The following is an 18,926-nucleotide window of genomic DNA, read 5'->3' on the forward strand; positions in this document are numbered from 1 at the left end:
GGCGGACGGCGTCATCGGCGTCCGCCGCTCGCCCTTTCCGCCAGGTCCGCCATGTCCAGATCCCTTCGCCTCGTCTTCGCCGGAACCCCGGAATTCGCCGCCGTGCACCTGCAGGCGCTGATCGACGCCGGTTATCCCATTGCCGCCGTCTATACCCAGCCGGACCGTCCCGCTGGGCGGGGCCAGAAACTGGCCATGAGCCCGGTCAAGCAGCTGGCACTGAGCCACGGCATTCCCGTGCAGCAGCCGCCGACCCTGCGCGATCCCGCGGCCCAGGCCACCCTGGCGGCCCTGGAACCCGACCTGCTGGTGGTAGTGGCCTACGGTCTGATCCTGCCCCAGGCGGTGCTGGATATCCCGCGCCTGGGTTGCATCAACAGCCATGCCTCGCTGCTGCCGCGCTGGCGCGGCGCCGCGCCCATCCAGCGCGCCTTGGAAGCCGGCGATGCCGAGTCCGGGGTCACCGTGATGCGCATGGAAGCCGGTCTGGATACCGGCCCCATGCTGAGCAAGGTGACCACGCCGCTGACCGCCACGGACACCGGTGGCAGCCTGCACGATCGCCTGGCCGCCTTGGGCGCCGCCGCCGTGGTCCAGGCCCTGCCGGGTCTGGCCGACGGCAGTCTGCAGGGCGAGGTACAGGACGACAACCTGGCCACCTACGCCCACAAGCTCAACAAGGACGAGGCCCGCCTGGACTGGGGTCGTCCGGCGGCGGAGCTGGAACGCCGTATCCGCGCCTTCGATCCCTGGCCGCTGTGCCACACCGCCCTGGCCGGCGAGCCCCTCAAGGTCTGGGCCGCGGAACTGGCCGAAGGGCAGGGCGTGGCGGGCATGGTGCTGGATGCCGATCGCTCCGGCCTGCTGGTCGCCTGTGGCGAGGGTGCCCTGCGCCTGACCCGCCTGCAGCTGCCCGGTGGCAAGCCACTGGGCTTCGCCGATCTCTATAACGCCCGTCGCGAGCGCTTCGCCCCCGGTCAGGTGCTGGGTCTATGAATCCGCGACTGGCGGCGACCCGCGCCCTGGCGGCGGTCCTGGCCGGGCGCGCCTCCCTCGGTAGCAGCCTGCCCGAGCAACTGGCCAAGGTCGATCCGCGTGACCGCGCCCTGGCCCAGGATCTGGCCTTCGGTACCGCCCGCTGGCAGCCGCGCCTGTCGCTGCTGGCGGAAAAGCTCATGCAGAAACCCTTCAAGGCCGGCGACCGTGATCTCGAAGCCCTGCTGCTGATCGGGCTCTACCAGCTGTTCCACACCCGCATCCCGGCCCATGCCGCCATTGGCGAGACGGTGGGCTGTGTCGACAAGCTGAAGAAGTCCTCGGCCAAGGGCCTGCTCAATGCCGTGCTGCGCCGCGCCCAGCGCGAATACGACAGCCTGCTGCCGGCCCTGGAGCATGACCCGGCCGCGCGCCTGGCCCATCCGCGCTGGTTGCAGAAGACGCTCAAGGCGCGCTGGCCGGAGCAGTGGGAAGCCATCGCCTCCGCGAACAACCTGCACCCGCCGCTGATCCTCAGGGTCAATCGCCGCCAGGGCAGTCGCGACAGCTATCTGGCCGAGCTGGCCGCCGCCGGTATCGAGGCGCTGCCCTGCGCCTTCAGCGCCGATGGCATCCGCCTGCTGCATCCCCAGGACGTCACCGCCCTGCCGGGCTTCGCCGCGGGTCGCTTGAGCGTGCAGGACGAAGCCGCGCAGCTGGCGGCCGAACTGCTGGAGCTGGCGCCCGGCCAGCGGGTGCTTGACGCCTGCGCCGCGCCCGGGGGCAAGACCTGCCATCTGCTGGAACGTGAGCCGGGGCTGGCCGAGGTGGTGGCGCTGGACGCCGATGCCGGTCGCCTGGAGCGCGTCGAGCAGAATCTGGCACGGCTGGGCCTCACCGCCCGCACCCTGGCCGCCGACGGCCGCGCCGTAACCGACTGGTGGGACGGCACGCCCTTCCAGCGCATCCTGCTGGACGCTCCCTGCAGCGCCACCGGGGTGATCCGCCGCCATCCGGACATCAAGCTGACCCGTCAGGCCAGCGATATCGCGCCCCTGGTGCAGTTGCAGGGCGAATTGCTGGGCGCCCTCTGGCCGACGCTGGACGTCGGCGGCATCCTGGTCTACGCCACCTGCTCGGTGTTGCCGGAAGAGAACAGCGACAACCTCGCCGCCTTTCTCGCCCGCACCCCGGGCGCCCGCGAACTGGATATCCCCGCCCCCTGGGGCCTCGCCCAGCCCCATGGTCGCCAGCTCCTGCCGCAGCCCGACGGCCACGACGGCTTCTATTACTGCAAGCTGATCAAGATTGCTCGCTAGCCTCTGGCGGTAGCGGCTGGTTCGTACCCTGCTGCGGACGCTTCTCCGCGGTGGCGGCTGGGTGCGGCAACTGCGCGCGTACCTCCGCCTGGGGCAGCTCCAGCACCGGGGAGCCTTCTTCGAGGCGACTCAGGGTCCCCTCCACCACGGCGCCGTTCTCCATGCTCAGCTGGCGATAGGTGATGTTGCCCTGCACCCGCGCATTGGAATGCAGCTCCAGCAGATGCTCGACCCGCAGATCGCCGACGATGGTGCCATCGATCAGGGCGTCGTAGCTGCTCACGTCGCCCTCCACCACGCCATTGGCACTGATCGCCAGCAGGCTGGTGGTGCCGGACTTGAAACTGATGCTGCCGCATACCCGGCCGTCGACTTTGAGGCCATCGCTGAACTCCAGATCACCGCGGATCGACAGGTTGTCGGCGATGAGACTGGAAAAGCCATTCACCGCGGGGCGAGGAACCGCCTTCTTTCTGTTGAACATCCGTGCTGCTCTCCAGCTAGGGTTTCTGATTCTGGCGACGGAAGAAGGCCAGCTCCGCGCTCAGGCGCTCGACCTGCGCCAGCAGAGCAGCGTTGCGCTCGGTCAGCTGGCGCTCGGCAGCCGTGCCCACTTGCCGATCCAGCGCCTGCTGCGCCAGACGATCGCGCAGGTGCTGATTCTCGGCTTGCAGGTGATTCAGTTCCGCCTGGTATCCCTGGTGGATCCGCTGCCCGACCACCAGCAACGCGAGCGGTATCAACAGCAGCAGGCACAAACCAACCCAGCCGGCCAGTCGCCGTCGCGGGACCGGCTGCAGGCGAAATTCGCCGCGCAGCAGCTCGCGACTCGACGCTCGACTAGTCGCGCGCCTGGCCATCGCGCTCGGGCTCCAGTCGGCCCAGGGCAAGAAAGCGCTGGGGGTCGAGGAATTGGCCGTCACGCAAGACCTCGAAATGCAGATGAGGCCCGGTCGAGCGTCCAGTGGAGCCCACCGCACCCAGGAGTTGCCCGGGGGCGACCACCTGGCCTTCCTTGACGAAGATGCGGCTCAGATGGGCATAGCGGGTGACCAGGCCATTGCCGTGAGCGACCTCCACCCGATTGCCATAGCCACCCAGGGCGCCCGTGACCTGGACACGCCCCCCGGCAGCGGCGTGTACCTGGGTGCCAGTGGGCGCGGCGAAGTCGACACCGGAATGAAACGCCAGGTGACCGGTAAAGGGATCGACCCGATTGCCGAACAGCGATCCCAGACGGGCTTGTTCCACTGGGCGTAGCGAGGGAATCGCCATTAGGGCGGCATTGCGACTGGCCACCCGGTTCAGCAGCAGATCCAGTTGTTGACGCAGGCAGAGCGCTACCTGTTCGCTGGCACCCAGCATGCGCAGAGGCAAGCCCTGGCTGGCGGCGCCGGCGTTACAGGATCGCGCCGGCAGCCAGGCACCGCCCTGGGCACCTCGCGTGGAAGGCTCGACCAGCAGACTGGGGTCGACCGCGCTCACCTGGTCGCGCAATTGCCTGTTCTGCTCCAGCATCCGCTGCAGCGCCTGGGTATCGGCCTCCAGCGATTGCAGCCGGCCGACCAGCACGCCCATTCGCTCCAGGGCCACCGTTGTGCTGGCGCTGCCCGGAGTGGCAGCGACAGGGGTGGCCGGAGCTGCAGCAGGCGAAACCCGACCACCCAGCCAGCAGCCCAGAGCGAATGTCAGCAGCGATGTCAGCGTCAGGATCAGCAGCCAGGGGCTCTTTGCCTGACGCGGGTCGACGATGTGGGCACCGTCCCGCACAAGCTTGCGACTGAGGGAAGAAAACAGCTTCATCAGATCCTGCGGCCGTCCTAGGCGCCGATAGATCAGTCAGCTTAAAGTGAAACACGTCACAAAATGATGGCAAAAGGCCTGTTCCAGACCAACCTGCCCGTCCACCTGACATATGGCACTTTCTGCGCCGGATCGCCAGGCTGCCGGTAGTCGGGGCAGAATGTTCGGCTCAAGGTCGTGAATCGGCCCGTCCCTTCCGCTGCTACCGGAGTCCGCCATGCTCGAATCCCTGGAGAAAATGCTCGCTCGCGGCCAGGACAACGCCCTGCTCAGATTCGGTCTGGGCAAGGGCTATCTGGATGCCGGGGAGCCCGCGCGGGCGATCGAGCACCTGGCGCGCTGCGTCGAATTCGATCCGGCCTATTCGGCGGCCTGGAAGCTGCTGGGCAAGGCCCATGAGGGGAGCGGCGATCTGGCCAGCGCCGAGGCGGCCTGGACCCAGGGCCTGCAGGCGGCGCAGGCCAGGGGCGACAAGCAGGCGGAAAAGGAGATGACGGTGTTTCTCAAGCGCCTGGCGCGCCGCGCTCAGTCCTGATCGCGCAGGAACCTGAGGCCCGCGCCGTCGGCGTCGGTGCGCATGACTTCCATGGTCACCTTGGGCGCTTCGATCGGCAGATCGAGTACCTGGCCGACCACGCGGGTGCCCTGCGGTAGCCGGGTCAGCTCGGGATGCACCACATAGACGCCACCATCGGACAGGTCGCGGGTCTCACCGACGATCTCGCCATCCGGATAGGCGATCCACAGCCGGCACTTGAGTGGGGTACGGGTATGTTGGCGCTGATCGCGCGAATTCATCGCCTGACTCCCTGGCTTGGACGTTCCCTAGAGGTCCGGGCAGCTTCCGGCAAAGCCCAGCGGCTGTCAGCCGCGCGCCGACCGAACGGTCCTGGCGAAGCGCCGAGCGATAGGTCATAGGACCACCGCCTGCCCCTCAGCGCCCGGGCAGGACCCGGGCGAAAGACCTCAGTACCACTTCTCCTCGCCATCCGGGCGATTCTTGAATCTCTTCATGCTCCACATGTACTGGGTCGGATAGCGCCGTACGTAGCCGGCCAGCACCTCGCTCATGGCGGCCACCGAGACCTCTGGATCCGGGTCGTACATGGCTGCGGGCGCGGCTTCCAGGATCACCTTGTAGCCGCTGCCGTCTGCCAGGCGCACGGCATGGAAGAACACCCCGCGGGCCTTGCCACGCGCCAGCAGCGAGGGCACGAACTTGCTGGTCAGGGCAGTGGTGCCGAGGAAGGGCACGAAGAGCCCGGCGCTGCGACTCGGCTCCGGGTCGGCCGGGATCCCCACGGCGCCACCGCGGCGGACTTCCTTGATCACGCTGATGATGCCTTCCGGGGTAGAGGGCGCCACGCGATTGCCCAGTTGCACCCGCTGGCGCTTGAGCAGGTCGTCCACCGCCTTCAGCTTGGGCGGCCGGTAGAAGATGATCGGTTTGGCATGGGAGCAGTAGAAGTGGTTGAGCAACTCCCAGTTGCCCAGGTGGCTGGTGATGCCCACCACGCCATCGCCGGAGGCCAGGGCTTCCTGCAGGACGTCCATGCCTTCCACCTCGCGCACCAGGCGCAGGGAACGCTGGGGTGACCAGATCCAGGCGCAGGCGCTCTCGGTCAGGGTCTTGCCGATGCCGCGCAGGCACTCGCGCGACAGCCGTTCCAGACCGGCGGCATCGAGTTCGGGAAAACAATGGGCGAGGTTGATGCGGGTAACCTTGCTGGCGCGGGTCGGCAGCTTCCACATGCACCAGCCGATGAATCCACCCAGGCGCTGCACCAGCGGCCAGGGCAGCAGGGCGAAAAGGCGCAGGAAGGCGATCATCAGCGCGCCTTTGAATCTTTCCAAAAGAGGGACTCCTGTCTGAATGCGCCGACAGTTTAGCGTCTACAAGCCCCGGAAACGTTAAGAAAGCGTAAGGTTCGCGCCAACTGACGCCTATACATTCGACTTTTCCTGCGGTTCTGCCGACAAAGACGTCAGCTCGGCATGGCGGTCGCAATCGAGGGTGTGGTCCATCACCAGCCCCATGGCCTGCATGAAGGCATAGCAAATGGTCGGGCCGACAAAGGTGAAACCGGCTTTCTTGAGCGCCTTGCTCATGGCCTCGGCTTCCGGGGTGATCGCCGGTACCTCATGGCGGTCGCGAAAATGGTTGATCTTCGGCGCACCGCCGACGAAGGACCATAGCCAGCCGGCCGGGTCTTCGAGCCTGAGCCAGGCCTGGGCATTCTGACGGGCGGCGCGCAGCTTGGCGCCGTTGCGGATGATGCCCGGATCCTGCATCAGCGCCTCGATCTCGGCATCGCTCAGCTGCGCCAGGCGCCGGGGATCGAAGCCGTGCAGCACCTGGCGATAGCGCTCGCGCTTCTTCAGCACGGTGATCCACGACAGCCCGGCCTGAAAGCCTTCCAGCAAGAGAAATTCGAAGAGCACCGCCGGATCGCGCTGGGGCACGCCCCATTCATGGTCGTGATACTCGATGTACAGCGGATCGGCGGTGCACCAGAAACAACGCGGCATGGCGAAGGCTCGGTCGAAGAGGGGAGTTCTCACCTTAACGCAATTGCCCCGTACGGTAGACGAGACGTCCCGCGCCTGTACGCTCCTAGAGGCGTACAGCTATACTCGTCGGCTTTTCGTCGCAGCCGAACGGGTATCTTTCGTGAGCCAGTCCAAGCCCACCGTGCGCACCTTCCAAGACTTGATCCTGGCCTTGCAGCAATACTGGGCCGAGCAGGGCTGCGTAGTACTTCAGCCCTATGACATGGAAGTTGGCGCCGGTACCTTCCACACCGCCACCTTCCTGCGCGCCATCGGTCCCGAGACCTGGAACGCCGCCTATGTGCAGCCCAGCCGCCGCCCCACCGACGGCCGCTATGGCGAGAACCCCAACCGCCTGCAGCACTACTACCAGTTCCAGGTGGTCCTCAAGCCCAACCCGGACAACTTCCAGGAGCTCTACCTGGGCTCCCTGGCCGCCATCGGTCTGGATCCGCTGGTGCACGACGTGCGCTTCGTCGAGGACAACTGGGAATCGCCCACCCTGGGCGCCTGGGGTCTGGGCTGGGAAGTCTGGCTCAACGGCATGGAAGTCACCCAGTTCACCTACTTCCAGCAGGCGGGCGGTATCGAGTGCTATCCGGTGACCGGCGAGATCACCTATGGCCTCGAACGCCTGGCCATGTACCTGCAGGGCGTGGACTCGGTCTATGACCTGATCTGGGCCGACGGCCCCTTCGGCACCGTGACCTACGGCGACGTCTTCCACCAGAACGAGGTGGAGCAGAGCACCTACAACTTCGAGCACGCCAATGTGCCCAAGCTGTTCGAGCTGTTCGACTTCTACGAGTCCGAGGCCAATCGCCTGATCGCCCTGGACCTGCCGCTGCCCACCTACGAGATGGTGCTCAAGGCTTCCCACACCTTCAACCTGCTGGACGCCCGCCGCGCCATCTCGGTGACCGAGCGCCAGCGTTACATCCTGCGCGTGCGCACCCTGGCGCGCAGCGTCGCCCAGGGCTACTTCAAGGCCCGTGCCCGCCTGGGCTTCCCCCTGGCCACCCCGGCGCTGCGTGACGAGGTCCTGGGTCGCGACGATGTCCAGGCGCTGCTCAAGGAGGGCGAATGATGAGCACCACTCTGGATTTCCTGGTCGAACTGGGTACCGAAGAACTGCCGCCCAAGGCGCTCAAGACCCTCGGCGACAGCTTTCTCGCCGGCATCGAGAAGGGCCTCAAGCAGGCCGGTCTAGGCTATGCCAGCGCCCGCGCCTATGCCGCGCCGCGCCGCCTGGCCGTGCTGGTCGAAGCCCTGCAGACCCAGCAGCCCGAGCGTAGCGTCAACCTAGACGGCCCGCCGCTCCAGGCCGCCTTTGGCGCCGATGGCCAGCCGACCCAGGCCGCCCTGGGCTTCGCCCGCAAGTGCGGCGTCGACATCAGCGCCATCGATCGCAGCGGCCCCAAGCTGAGATTCTCCCAGAGCATCCCCGGTCAGCCCGCCGCCGCGCTGCTGCCCGGCATCGTCGAAGCCTCCCTCGCCGAGCTGCCGATTCCCAAGCGCATGCGCTGGGCCGCCCGCCGCGAGGAATTCGTCCGGCCGACCCAGTGGCTGGTGATGCTGCTCGGTGACGAGGTCATCGACTGCGAGATCCTCACCCGCCGTGCCGGCCGTGAGTCCCGCGGCCATCGCTTCCATCATCCCGATGCCGTGCGCATCAGCGCCCCGGCCCACTACGCCGCCGACCTGCGTGCCGCCCATGTGCTGGCCGACTTCGCCGAACGCCGCCAGCTCATCGAATCCCGCGTGGCCGAACTGGCCGCGGCGGAGCAGGGCAGCGCCGTGGTGCCGCCCGCGCTGCTGGACGAGGTGACCGCCCTGGTGGAATGGCCGGTGCCGCTGGTGTGCGCCTTCGAGGAACGCTTCCTCGAGGTGCCCCAGGAAGCCCTGATCACCACCATGCAGGACAACCAGAAGTACTTCTGCTTGCTGGACGCCCAGGGCAAGCTGCTGCCGCGCTTCATCACCGTGGCCAACCTGGAGAGCAAGGATCCGGCGCAGATCGTCAGCGGCAACGAGAAGGTGGTCCGCCCCCGTCTCACCGACGCCGAGTTCTTCTTCAAGCAGGACCAGAAGCAGCCGCTGGAAAGCTTCAACGAGCGCCTCAAGAACGTGGTCTTCCAGGCCCAGCTCGGTACGGTCTACGACAAGGCCCAGCGCGTCGCTGCCCTGGCCGCGTTCATCGCCGAACGCATCGGCGGTGATGCCGAGCGCGCCCACCGCGCCGGCGTGCTCGCAAAGTGCGACCTGGCCACCGAGATGGTCGGCGAATTCCCCGAGATGCAGGGTATCGCCGGCTACTACTACGCCAAGAAAGGCGGCGAGGCGGAAGACGTGGCCCTGGCGCTCAACGAGCAGTACATGCCGCGTGGCGCTGGCGCCGAACTGCCGCAGACCCTGACCGGTGCGGCCGTGGCCCTGGCCGACAAGCTCGACACCCTGGTCGGCATCTTCGGCATCGGCATGCTGCCCACCGGCAGCAAGGATCCTTTCGCCCTGCGCCGTCAGGCCCTGGGCGTGCTGCGCATCCTCATCGAGAAAGGCCTGGAGCTGGATCTGCCGGCCGCCGTCGCCTTCGCCATCGGCGGCTACGGCGAGCGGGTCAAGGCCGCGGGCCTGCAGGAGCAGGTGCTGGACTTCGTCTTCGACCGGCTGCGCGCCCGCTACGAGGACGAAGGCATCGACACCGCCGCCTACCTGGCCGTGCGCGCCCTGCGCCCGGCCTCGGCGCTGGACTTCGACCAGCGCGTCCAGGCCGTGCAAGCCTTCCGTCGCCTGCCCGAAGCCGAAGCCTTGGCCGCCGCCAACAAGCGCGTCTCCAACCTGCTCGGCAAGTTCGAAGGTCAGGTCGCGGCCCAGGCCGATGCCGCCCTGTTCGAGACCGACGCCGAGCGCACCCTGGCCGCCGCCATCGCCGACGCCGAGCGGGATGCCGCGCCCCTGGCCGAAGCCCGCCGTTACCGCGAAGCCCTGGAACGCCTGGCCAGTCTACGCGCCCCGGTAGATGCCTTCTTCGACGAGGTGCTGGTCAACGCCGAGGACGAGCGCGTCCGCGCCAATCGCTACGCGCTGCTCGCCCACCTGCGCGGCCTGTTCCTCGGCATCGCCGACATCTCGGTGCTGGGCTAGGCATGAAGCTGATCGTGCTGGACCGCGACGGCGTCATCAATGTCGATTCCGATGACTACGTGCGCAGCGCCGAGCAGTGGCAACCGCTGCCCGGCAGCCTTGCTGCCATCGCTCGGCTGAACCGGGCCGGCTGGCAGGTGGCCGTGGCCACCAACCAGTCCGGTCTGGCCCGGGGCTATTTCACGGAAGATGACCTGGCGGCCATGCACGAGAAGCTGCAACGCTTGCTGGCCGAGGAGGGCGGTCGGGTCGATCTGATCCTCTACTGCCCCCATGGCCCGGAAGCGGGCTGTAACTGCCGCAAGCCGCTGCCCGGCCTGTTCCGCGCCATCGCCACCCAGTATGGGCGCCCTGATCTCGCGGGAGTCCCCGTGGTCGGCGACAGCCTGCGCGACCTGGAAGCCGGCGTGGCCCTGGGCTGCACCCCCTATCTGGTGCGCACCGGCAAGGGCGAGCGCACCCTGGCCAAGCCTTTACCAGCCGGCACCCAGGTCTTCGCCGACCTGGCCGCGGTGGCTGATCACCTGCTCGAGGAAACGCGCTGATGCGGCTCTTGCGTACCCTGTTGTTCTACGTGCTGCTGGGGACCAGCGGCATCCTCTGGTCCTGCGTCAGCCTGCTGATCGCGCCCTTCCTGGCCTATCGCGCCCGCTATCGGCTGGTAGTCAAGGCCTGGACCGGCTTTGCCGTCTGGCTGGCCAAGGTCGTCTGCGGCATTCGTTACGAAATCGAAGGGCTGGAAAACGTCCCGGCGCAGCCCTGCGTGATCGTGGCCAACCACCAGAGCACCTGGGAAACCTTCTTCCTGTCCGCCCAGTTCGAACCCACCTCCCAGGTGATCAAGCGCGAACTGCTCAGGATTCCCTTCTTTGGCTGGGCCTTCTCGCTGCTCAAGCCCATCGCCATCGACCGCGACAACGGCAAGCTGGCTCTCCAGCAGCTGACCGAGCAGGGCGGCCGCTACCTGGCCCAGGGCTGCTGGGTACTGATCTTTCCCCAAGGCACCCGCATCGATTACGGTCAGATGGGTAAGTTCTCCCGCGGTGGCGCCGCCCTGGCCTGCAGCCTGAACGTGCCCATCCTGCCTATCGCTCACGATGCCGGCGCCTACTGGCCCAATCGTTCCTGGATCAAGTCGCCGGGAACCATCAAGGTCAGCATCGGCCCCTTGCTCTATCCCCAGGGCCAGGATCCCCGCGCCATTGTCGATCTCAATGCCCGCTGCTTCGCCTTCATCGAACAGGCCCTTGCCCCCAAGCCCGACGCCAGCCCGGTCGAGCGCTGCGTCGCCTGATCGCCAGGCCGCAAGGCCTGGCTGTTCCCAGCAGTTTTCCTCGCGTTTCCCACAGACTTATCCACAGGACATCCTGAGGTTTTCCTGCGCTCTGATTGTGGGCCGCTACCGCGAATCCCCTGTCATCCACAAGTACCGATAAGCTTATTCCCAGGCTTATCCACAGGATCGTCCGTTATAGCCTGTGTCTCTATGCCGCATGGCACGGCCTCTTTGTGCTGCTTTACAAGCTTTGCGAAAAGCAGCTGAGGAAAACTATCCACAAAACCTCTGGCTATAAGATGAGCGGCAATTCTTCCCAGGGAACGAAACGGCATCTCCGTCTAGCCAGAATGTTTTCCACAAAAAAGCCCCGCATGGCGGGGCTTGTGCATAACCGCTGGAATCAGACGTCGAGGTTCGACACCGCCAGGGCATTGCTCTCGATGAAATCGCGACGCGGCTCCACGTGATCGCCCATCAGGGTGTTGAAGATCTGGTCGGCCGCCACGGCGTCCTCGATGGTCACCTGCAGCATGCGACGCACGTTCGGGTCCATGGTGGTTTCCCACAGCTGATCCGGATTCATCTCGCCCAGGCCCTTGTAGCGCTGGATGTTGAACCTCTTGCTGGTCTCGACCATCAGCCACTCCCAGGCTTCCTTGAAGGTGCTGACCGGGCGACGGCGTTCGCCGCGCTTGGCATAGGCGCCTTCTTCCAGCAGGTTGTCCAGCTGGGCAGCCAGCTCGGTCACCAGGCGGTAATCGTTGCTGCCGAAGAAATCCCGGTTGAAGGTCACGTAGCTGGACAGGCCATGGGCCCGGGTCTCGACCTCCGGCAGCCACAGGCTGCGCTCGCGATCTTCGCGCAGGCTCAAGGTGTAGGTGGTGCCATTGCGCTCGGCGGCCTTCAGGCGCGTCTCGAGAGTGGCTAGCCACTCGCGCATGGCCGCCTCGTCACCCAGCTGCTCCACGCCCACGCGGGGCAGGTACAGCAGGTGTTCGCTGACGTCGGCCGGATACAGCCGCGACAGACGCTTGAAGGTCTTCATCACCTGGCGATAGCTGTTCACCAGCTTTTCGAGTTCCACACCGGACAGACCCGGGGCGTTCTCGTTGACGTGCAGGCTGGCTTCCTCCAGGGCGGTCTGGGTCAGGTATTCCTCCATCGCCTCGTCGTCCTTGATGTACTGCTCCTGCTTGCCACGCTTCACCTTGTACAGCGGCGGCTGGGCGATGTAGATGTAGCCCCGCTCGATCAGCAGCGGCATCTGGCGGAAGAAGAAGGTCAGCAGCAGGGTACGGATGTGCGAACCGTCGACATCGGCATCGGTCATGATGATGATGTTGTGATAGCGCAGCTTGTCGATGTTGAATTCTTCGCGGCCGATACCGCAGCCCAGCGCGGTGATCAGGGTGCCCACCTCCTGGGAGGAGAGCATCTTGTCGAAGCGCGCCTTCTCGACGTTGAGGATCTTGCCCTTGAGCGGCAGGATCGCCTGGGTGCGCCGATTGCGGCCCTGCTTGGCCGAACCACCGGCGGAGTCACCCTCCACGATGTAGAGTTCGGACAGCGCCGGATCCTTTTCCTGACAGTCCGCCAGCTTGCCGGGCAGCCCGGCGATGTCCAGCGCGCCCTTGCGGCGGGTCATCTCGCGCGCCTTGCGCGCCGCTTCCCGGGCCCGGGCCGCGTCGATCATCTTGCCGACCACCGCCTTGGCCTCGTTGGGATTCTCCAGCAGGAAGTCGGAGAAGTGCTTGCCCATCTCCTGTTCCACCGCGGTCTTCACCTCGGAGGAAACCAGCTTGTCCTTGGTCTGGGAAGAGAACTTGGGATCCGGCACCTTGACCGAGATGATGGCGGTCAGGCCTTCGCGGGCGTCGTCACCGGTGGTGGCCACCTTGAACTTCTTGGCCAGGCCCTCGGCCTCGATGTAGCTGTTCAGGTTGCGCGTCAGCGCCGAACGGAAGCCCGCCAAGTGGGTGCCGCCGTCGCGCTGGGGAATGTTGTTGGTGAAGCAGAGGATGTTCTCGTTGAAGCTGTCGTTCCACTGCAGGGCCACCTCCACGCCGACGCCATCGTCGTCGCGCTGCACCTGGAAGTGGAATACCTCGTTCACCGCGGTCTTGTTGGTGTTCAGGTAGTCGACGAAGGCGCGCAGGCCGCCTTCGTACTTGAACAGCTCTTCCTTGCCGCTACGCTCGTCGCGCAGGACGATGCCGACGCCGGAGTTGAGGAAGGACAGCTCGCGAATCCGCTTGGCCAGGATGTCCCAGCTGAACTGGATGTTGTTGAAGGTCTCGGCCGAAGGCTTGAAGTGCACCTGGGTACCGGTGGTGTCGGTCTCGCCGATCACCGCCAGCGGCGCCTGGGGTACGCCGTGGACATAGACCTGCTCCCACACCTGGCCGGCACGGCGAATGGTCAGCCGCAGCTCCTCGGACAGGGCGTTCACCACCGAGACGCCCACGCCGTGCAGGCCGCCGGAAACCTTGTAGGTGTTGTCGTCGAACTTACCGCCGGCGTGCAGCACGGTCATGATGACCTCGGCCGCCGAGACGCCTTCTTCCTTGTGGATGTCCACCGGGATGCCGCGACCGTTGTCGCGCACGGTGATGGATTCGTCCATGTGGATGGTGATGCTGATCTCGCTGCAGAAGCCGGCCAGGGCCTCGTCGATGGAGTTGTCCACCACCTCGAAGACCATGTGGTGCAGGCCGGTGCCGTCATCGGTATCGCCGATGTACATGCCGGGGCGCTTGCGCACGGCATCCAGTCCCTTCAGCACCTTGATGCTGGAAGAGTCGTAGGTATTGGTCTCGCTCATGCTTGGCTCCCGCTAGTGTGGGTCTGCTTGATATGGCCGTGTTCCACGTGAAACACGCTGACCTCTGTCTCCGGCCGCCAGGCGGCCTGTAGCGTCTCGCGCTCGACACAGGTGATGAAGACTTGGCACTCCAGTGCCTCCAGCAGCCGGCACAAGGCCAGCCGGTGTCCCTCGTCCAGTTCCGAAGGCAGGTCGTCGATGAGATAGACGCACTGGCCCCGCTTGACCTGGTTGACCAGCCGCCCCTGGGCGATGCGCAGTGCGCACACCACCAGCTTCTGCTGGCCGCGCGACAGGATGTCCGCCGCGTTGTGGTTGCCGATGCGGATCCGCAGGTCGGCGCGCTGGGGACCGGCCTGGGTATGCCCCAGCTGCAGATCCCGTGGCAAGCTGTCCGCCAGCACCTCGCGCAGATCGCGCTCGCGGTCCCAGCCGCGGTAGTAACTCAGGGTCAGGCCATCGAGCTGGATCAGCTCGGCCAGCACCGCGGTGAACTCCGGCTTCAGACGCTGGATATAGGCCTGACGAAAGCCATCGATCTCGCCGCTGGCCAGGGCCAGTTCCTGATCCCAGGCGGCCTGCGCCGCAGGGTCGATTTTACCACGTCTGAGCCAGTGATTTCGCTGCCTGAGCGCCTTTTGCAGGCGTTGCCACAGGGGCAGGAAACGCTGTTCCTCGTGGAACACGCCCCAGTCGAGAAACTGCCGTCTGATCTTGGGACTGCCTTCGAGCAGCCGGAAGCCATCGGGGTTGATCAACTGCAGCGGCAGCACCTCGGCCAGCTGCGCGGCGCTACGGGCATTCTCGCCGTTGATGCGGATCTGGTAGTCGCCACCGCGCTCGCGCTGGATGCCTAGGTTGCAGTCCTGGCCACCGGGCAGCCGCACCTGGCCGAACACGGTGCAGCTGGCCTGCTCATGCTGGATGACCGGCGCCAGCTTGGTACTGCGAAAGGAGCGGGCCAGCCCCAGCAGGTGGATGGCTTCCAGCAGGCTGGTCTTGCCGCTGCCGTTGGCGCCGTGCAGCAGATTGACCCGTGGCGAGGGTTGAAGCGCGACCGCCTGCAGATTGCGCAGGCGGTCGGCGTTGAAGCGGATCAGCGTCATCGAGCGGCGATCAGAGGCGCATCGGCATCACGACATAGGAGGAATCGTCGTTGCCCGCCTCCTGCAACAGCGCACTGCTGCTGGAATCGGACAGGGTGATGCGCACCTGGTCGGTGGTCATCACGCCCAGCACGTCGAGCAGGTAGCTGACGTTGAAACCGATCTCCAGGCTGCCGCCGTCATAGTCGACCTGCAGTTCTTCCTCGGCTTCTTCCTGCTCCGGGTTGTTGGCCTGGATCTTCATGAAGCCGTTTTCCAGCTGCAGACGGATACCCCGGTATTTCTCGTTGGAGAGAATGGCGGTGCGGCTGAAGGCCTCGCGCAGGTGCTGACGCTCGCCCAGTACCAGCTTGTCGCCATGCCGTGGCAGGACGCGCTCGTAATCGGGGAACTTGCCGTCCACCAGTTTGGAGGTAAAGGTGAAGTCGCCCGTGGTGGCGCGGATATGGTGCTGACCCAGGACCACGTTGACCGGCTCTTCCGGTTCGGTGAGCAGGCGCGACAGCTCCAGGATGCCCTTGCGCGGCACGATGACCTGGTGCTTCTCGGCCTGGTCGACATCGGCCTCCAACATGCACATGGCCAGGCGGTGACCGTCGGTGGCCACGGCACGCAGGCGGCCGGTGCTGGCTTCCAGCAGCATGCCGTTGAGGTAGTAGCGCACGTCCTGCTGGGCCATGGCGAAGCCGGTGCGCTCGATCAGGCGGCGCAGGCGGCCCTGGGGAATGCTGAATTTCAGCGAGCCCGGACCTTCTTCCACGGTGGGGAAGTCGTTGGCCGGCAGGGTGGACAGGGTGAAACGGCTGCGTCCGGCACGGATCAGCAGCTTCTGTTCCTCGGTGCGGATGTCGATCAGCGCATCGGGCTGCAGGCTCTTGCAGATGTCCATCAGCTTGCGCGCCGGCACGGTGATCTCGCCGGCTTCGGCGGCTTCTTCCAGATCGACCCGGCCAACCAGCTCGACTTCCAGGTCGGTACCGGTCAGCGACAGTCGCTGGCCTTCCACGACCAGGAGTACGTTGGACAGCACCGGCAGCGTTTGCCGACGTTCCACGACACCGGCCACCAGCTGCAGCGGTTTCAACAGGGCTTCGCGTTGAATGGTGAAATGCATGGTCAGGTCCTTGCCAGGGCCGCGTCCGTCAAGTGGTCAGGGTACGCAGCAGGTTCTTGTAATCCTCGCGAATATCCGCGTCGGATTCCCGAAGTTCGGCGATCTTGCGACAGGCATGCAACACCGTCGTGTGATCGCGTCCGCCAAAGGCGTCGCCGATTTCCGGCAGGCTGTGGTTGGTCAGCTCCTTGGACAGCGCCATGGCGACCTGCCGCGGCCGGGCGACCGAACGCGAGCGGCGTTTGGACAGCAGATCGGCGATCTTGATCTTGTAGTACTCGGCCGCGGTGCGCTGGATGTTGTCGATGCTGACCAGCTTGTCCTGCAGCGCCAGCAGATCCTTGAGCGATTCGCGGATCAGCTCGATGGTGATGTCCCGGCCCATGAAGTGGGCATGGGCGATCACCCGCTTGAGCGCGCCTTCCAGCTCCCGCACGTTGGAGCGGATGCGCTGGGCGATGAAGAAGGCGGCGTCGTGGGGCAGGTCGACCTTGGCCTGGTCGGCCTTCTTCATCAGGATCGCCACCCGCGTCTCCAGCTCCGGCGGCTCCACGGCCACGGTGAGACCCCAGCCGAAGCGCGATTTGAGCCGCTCTTCCAGGCCGTCGATCTCCTTGGGATAGCGGTCGCTGGTGAGGATCACCTGTTGTCCACCTTCGAGCAGGGCGTTGAAGGTGTGGAAAAACTCTTCCTGCGAACGCTCCTTGCGGGCGAAGAACTGGATGTCGTCGATCAGCAGCGCATCCACCGAACGGTAGAAACGCTTGAATTCGTTGATGGCGTTGAGCTGCAGCGCCTTGACCATGTCGGCGACGAAGCGCTCCGAATGCAGATAGACGATCTTGGCGTTCGGATTGCGCTTGAGCAGGTGGTTGCCCACCGCGTGCATCAGGTGGGTCTTACCCAGACCCACGCCCCCATAAAGGAAGAGCGGGTTGTAGCCGTGCTTGGGATTGTCCGCCACCTGCCAGGCCGCGGCGCGGGCCAGCTGGTTGGACTTGCCCTCGACGAAGTTCTCGAAGGTGAAGGTCCGGTTCAGATAGCTGGTGTGCTTGAGCGCACCCTCCACCTGCACGGTACGCTCGGTCTTGACCGCCGGCTCGTCGGCCTCGGCCAGTTCCGCGGTCACGTCTTCCAGGGCGACGCCCGCGGTGACGATATCCGACTGGATCGGTTGCGGCGCCTGCACCGGGGGTGGCAGCGGACTGCTCTGGCTGCTGGGCGTCTGGGCCGGGCGCGGCTTGTTGCTGCGCTTGCTGCCGATCAGCAGGGAAAGCACCGGCGCGATGCCGTCGTCGGCATGTTCCTCGAGCAATTCGAGGATACGGCTCAGGTACTTCTCGTTGACCCAGTCGAGCACGAAGCGGTTGGGCGCGAACACCCGCAGCTCATCCCCTTCCGCTTCCACCTGCAGTGGCCGGATCCAGGTATTGAATTGTTGCGAAGGCAGCTCGTCGCGCAGCACATCCACGCAACGTTGCCAGAGTTCGACCGACACAGCGTCTCCCAAGAACTGGAGCGGCCCGGACGGGCCATGAGCAAACGCCCATTGTATCCCTCCCCACCCAGGTTATCCACATGGCCACGCAGTTTCCCGGTAGATAGCCGTTACGGCCATCAGGAGCAGACCCATGACCGTCAACTCTGTGGATAACGCCGTCTGACCTCTCTGGACATCCCGGGGCTTTTTGTTGTGGATAATCGTGCTGTGCGTAACAGGTCTGCTTATCCACAGCCTCTCAGCAGGCAGAGCACCCGAATTGCACCTGTTGAAAACAGACTTTCCGTTCCCGCTCAGCGCAGAGGCCATCTGCCCTGGCACGATCTATCCACAGAAATCCGCTGCACCATACATATTCACTTCAACAGTCTTTTAAAACCTTCTGACCTGTTGATTTTATTTGCCTGGTCTCCTGTCAGCCGGTGCTGGTTGGAAATTGACCTGCATCGAGGCTTTCTCTAGAATCGCCGGTCTCTTTGCGCGGGGCACTCATGCCTTGCCGCTTTCACCTAGGTAAAAGTCCATGAAACGCACCTTCCAACCCAGCACCCTGAAGCGCGCCCGTGTCCACGGTTTCCGTGCTCGTATGGCAACCAAGAACGGCCGTCAGGTTCTCGCCCGTCGCCGTGCCAAAGGCCGCAAGCGTCTGGCGATCTGATTGCCCGGTCAGGTGGTGAGTCAGGGTTTCGGTCGGGACAGGCGCTTACTGAGCTCCCAACAGTTCCAAGCGGTCTTTGACTCTCCCACCCACAAGGCATCCGGCAAGCACCTGCTGCTGCTCGCCCATGCCAATGGGCTCGACCATTCCCGTCTGGGGTTGGTCATCGGCAAGAAGAGCGTCAAGCTTTCTGTCGAGCGCAATCGCATCAAGCGGGTCATCCGAGATTCCTTCCGTCTGAATCAGGACCGCCTGGGCAGCTTCGATCTGGTCTTCGTCGCCCGCAAGGGACTTGGCGAAGTCGACAATCCCGAATTGCACGATCAGCTGCTGCAACTGTGGAAACGTCTCAATCGCCAGGCGAGCAAGACCGTTGCCCACCCAACCGACAGTCCCGACGGTGCTCATGCGTAAACCGGCCCTGCTGCTGATTCGCTTCTACCGTTATGCCATCAGCCCCATGATGGCCAGTCACTGTCGTTTCTATCCGACCTGTTCCGGTTACGCCCTCGAAGCCATCGAGCGCCACGGGCTGCTGCGTGGTGGCTGGCTGACCACACGGCGACTGTGCCGGTGCCATCCCTGGCACTCAGGCGGATATGATCCCGTTCCTCCCGCAAAGACCCCAGCCCCGACCTCTTCGATGGCCGAGTAAA

20 protein-coding genes are annotated in these 18,926 nt (G+C 65.3%); 10 read left to right on the top strand and 10 right to left on the bottom strand.

Going from position 1 to position 18,926, the window contains the following annotated elements:
- The first annotated feature begins 51 nt into the window (after nucleotides 1-51).
- Both fmt and rsmB read left to right on the top strand, forming a co-directional pair.
- Nucleotides 52-996 (top strand): methionyl-tRNA formyltransferase, encoded by a 945-nt coding sequence (fmt, locus tag NRG74_RS17310; RefSeq protein ID WP_257704914.1) that lies wholly within the window; start codon nucleotides 52-54, stop codon nucleotides 994-996.
- Complete coding sequence (gene rsmB / locus NRG74_RS17315) at nucleotides 993-2,294, top strand: 16S rRNA (cytosine(967)-C(5))-methyltransferase RsmB (protein ID WP_257704915.1); 1,302 nt, start codon at nucleotides 993-995, stop codon at nucleotides 2,292-2,294. The genes fmt and rsmB overlap by 4 nt, the downstream gene beginning before the upstream one ends.
- Here the strand turns inward: rsmB and NRG74_RS17320 are convergent.
- From NRG74_RS17320 to NRG74_RS17330, 3 genes are read right to left on the bottom strand one after another with little or no spacing between them, the layout of a single operon-like run.
- A complete protein-coding gene (locus NRG74_RS17320; RefSeq protein ID WP_068384394.1) occupies nucleotides 2,278-2,778 on the bottom strand; it encodes a bactofilin family protein in 501 nt (166 codons plus the stop codon). The genes rsmB and NRG74_RS17320 overlap by 17 nt on opposite strands.
- 16 nt (nucleotides 2,779-2,794) lie before the next feature.
- Nucleotides 2,795-3,154, bottom strand: coding sequence for a hypothetical protein (locus tag NRG74_RS17325; protein WP_257704916.1), 360 nt, complete (start codon nucleotides 3,152-3,154; stop codon nucleotides 2,795-2,797).
- A complete protein-coding gene (locus NRG74_RS17330; protein ID WP_257704917.1) occupies nucleotides 3,135-4,097 on the bottom strand; it encodes a M23 family metallopeptidase in 963 nt (320 codons plus the stop codon). Before NRG74_RS17330 ends, NRG74_RS17325 begins: the two co-directional genes overlap by 20 nt.
- Nucleotides 4,098-4,314: 217 nt before the next feature.
- Between NRG74_RS17330 and NRG74_RS17335 the strand changes: the two genes are divergently transcribed.
- Nucleotides 4,315-4,632 (top strand): tetratricopeptide repeat protein, encoded by a 318-nt coding sequence (locus tag NRG74_RS17335; RefSeq protein WP_007160146.1) that lies wholly within the window; start codon nucleotides 4,315-4,317, stop codon nucleotides 4,630-4,632.
- Here the strand turns inward: NRG74_RS17335 and NRG74_RS17340 are convergent.
- The 3 genes from NRG74_RS17340 to NRG74_RS17350 all read right to left on the bottom strand — a co-directional run bounded on the left by NRG74_RS17340 (nucleotide 4,623) and on the right by NRG74_RS17350 (nucleotide 6,626).
- Nucleotides 4,623-4,895: a PilZ domain-containing protein gene (locus NRG74_RS17340; protein ID WP_017641486.1), complete on the bottom strand. Its 273-nt coding sequence runs from the start codon at nucleotides 4,893-4,895 to the stop codon at nucleotides 4,623-4,625. The two genes, NRG74_RS17335 and NRG74_RS17340, sit on opposite strands and share 10 nt — an antisense overlap.
- 168 nt (nucleotides 4,896-5,063) lie before the next feature.
- Nucleotides 5,064-5,951: a lysophospholipid acyltransferase gene (locus NRG74_RS17345; protein WP_017641485.1), complete on the bottom strand. Its 888-nt coding sequence runs from the start codon at nucleotides 5,949-5,951 to the stop codon at nucleotides 5,064-5,066.
- Between the two features lie 90 nt (nucleotides 5,952-6,041).
- Entirely contained in the window at nucleotides 6,042-6,626 is a 585-nt protein-coding gene (locus NRG74_RS17350) for a DNA-3-methyladenine glycosylase I (protein ID WP_173148773.1), read from the bottom strand.
- 142 nt (nucleotides 6,627-6,768) lie between these two features.
- Here NRG74_RS17350 and glyQ point away from each other — a divergent pair, with 142 nt between their 5' ends.
- The 4 genes from glyQ to NRG74_RS17370 are packed head-to-tail and all read left to right on the top strand — an operon-like array spanning nucleotide 6,769 to nucleotide 11,085.
- A complete protein-coding gene (gene glyQ / locus NRG74_RS17355; RefSeq protein ID WP_017641483.1) occupies nucleotides 6,769-7,734 on the top strand; it encodes a glycine--tRNA ligase subunit alpha in 966 nt (321 codons plus the stop codon).
- Entirely contained in the window at nucleotides 7,734-9,791 is a 2,058-nt protein-coding gene (glyS, locus tag NRG74_RS17360) for a glycine--tRNA ligase subunit beta (protein WP_068384402.1), read from the top strand. The genes glyQ and glyS overlap by 1 nt, the downstream gene beginning before the upstream one ends.
- A 2-nt stretch (nucleotides 9,792-9,793) precedes the next feature.
- On the top strand, nucleotides 9,794-10,336 hold the full coding sequence (gene gmhB / locus NRG74_RS17365) for a D-glycero-beta-D-manno-heptose 1,7-bisphosphate 7-phosphatase (RefSeq protein WP_184289315.1): 543 nt from the start codon (nucleotides 9,794-9,796) through the stop codon (nucleotides 10,334-10,336).
- Nucleotides 10,336-11,085, top strand: a complete 750-nt coding sequence (locus tag NRG74_RS17370; protein WP_257704918.1) for a lysophospholipid acyltransferase family protein — start codon at nucleotides 10,336-10,338, stop codon at nucleotides 11,083-11,085. The genes gmhB and NRG74_RS17370 overlap by 1 nt, the downstream gene beginning before the upstream one ends.
- A 385-nt stretch (nucleotides 11,086-11,470) precedes the next feature.
- Here NRG74_RS17370 and gyrB read toward each other — a convergent pair whose 3' ends face one another.
- The 4 genes from gyrB to dnaA are packed head-to-tail and all read right to left on the bottom strand — an operon-like array spanning nucleotide 11,471 to nucleotide 17,609.
- Nucleotides 11,471-13,891, bottom strand: a complete 2,421-nt coding sequence (gyrB, locus tag NRG74_RS17375; RefSeq protein ID WP_017641479.1) for a DNA topoisomerase (ATP-hydrolyzing) subunit B — start codon at nucleotides 13,889-13,891, stop codon at nucleotides 11,471-11,473.
- Complete coding sequence (gene recF, locus NRG74_RS17380) at nucleotides 13,888-14,997, bottom strand: DNA replication/repair protein RecF (protein WP_017641478.1); 1,110 nt, start codon at nucleotides 14,995-14,997, stop codon at nucleotides 13,888-13,890. Before recF ends, gyrB begins: the two co-directional genes overlap by 4 nt.
- 10 nt (nucleotides 14,998-15,007) lie before the next feature.
- Nucleotides 15,008-16,111, bottom strand: a complete 1,104-nt coding sequence (gene dnaN, locus NRG74_RS17385; RefSeq protein WP_007160136.1) for a DNA polymerase III subunit beta — start codon at nucleotides 16,109-16,111, stop codon at nucleotides 15,008-15,010.
- Nucleotides 16,112-16,139: 28 nt separating this feature from the next.
- On the bottom strand, nucleotides 16,140-17,609 hold the full coding sequence (gene dnaA, locus NRG74_RS17390) for a chromosomal replication initiator protein DnaA (RefSeq protein ID WP_017641477.1): 1,470 nt from the start codon (nucleotides 17,607-17,609) through the stop codon (nucleotides 16,140-16,142).
- Between the two features lie 526 nt (nucleotides 17,610-18,135).
- On the opposite strand from dnaA, the gene rpmH reads away from it, so the two are divergent.
- Genes rpmH through yidD form a run of 3 tightly spaced genes read left to right on the top strand, consistent with a single transcriptional unit; the run spans nucleotide 18,136 to nucleotide 18,925 of the window.
- On the top strand, nucleotides 18,136-18,270 hold the full coding sequence (gene rpmH, locus NRG74_RS17395; RefSeq protein ID WP_017641476.1) for a 50S ribosomal protein L34: 135 nt from the start codon (nucleotides 18,136-18,138) through the stop codon (nucleotides 18,268-18,270).
- A gap of 12 nt (nucleotides 18,271-18,282) precedes the next feature.
- Complete coding sequence (rnpA, locus tag NRG74_RS17400) at nucleotides 18,283-18,684, top strand: ribonuclease P protein component (RefSeq protein WP_026083891.1); 402 nt, start codon at nucleotides 18,283-18,285, stop codon at nucleotides 18,682-18,684.
- Nucleotides 18,677-18,925, top strand: coding sequence for a membrane protein insertion efficiency factor YidD (gene yidD, locus NRG74_RS17405; RefSeq protein WP_081594596.1), 249 nt, complete (start codon nucleotides 18,677-18,679; stop codon nucleotides 18,923-18,925). The genes rnpA and yidD overlap by 8 nt, the downstream gene beginning before the upstream one ends.
- Nucleotide 18,926 lies beyond the last annotated feature (1 nt).

It is taken from the genome of Pseudomonas oryzihabitans (assembly GCF_024652905.1).
GTDB lineage: Bacteria > Pseudomonadota > Gammaproteobacteria > Pseudomonadales > Pseudomonadaceae > Chryseomonas > Chryseomonas benzopyrenica.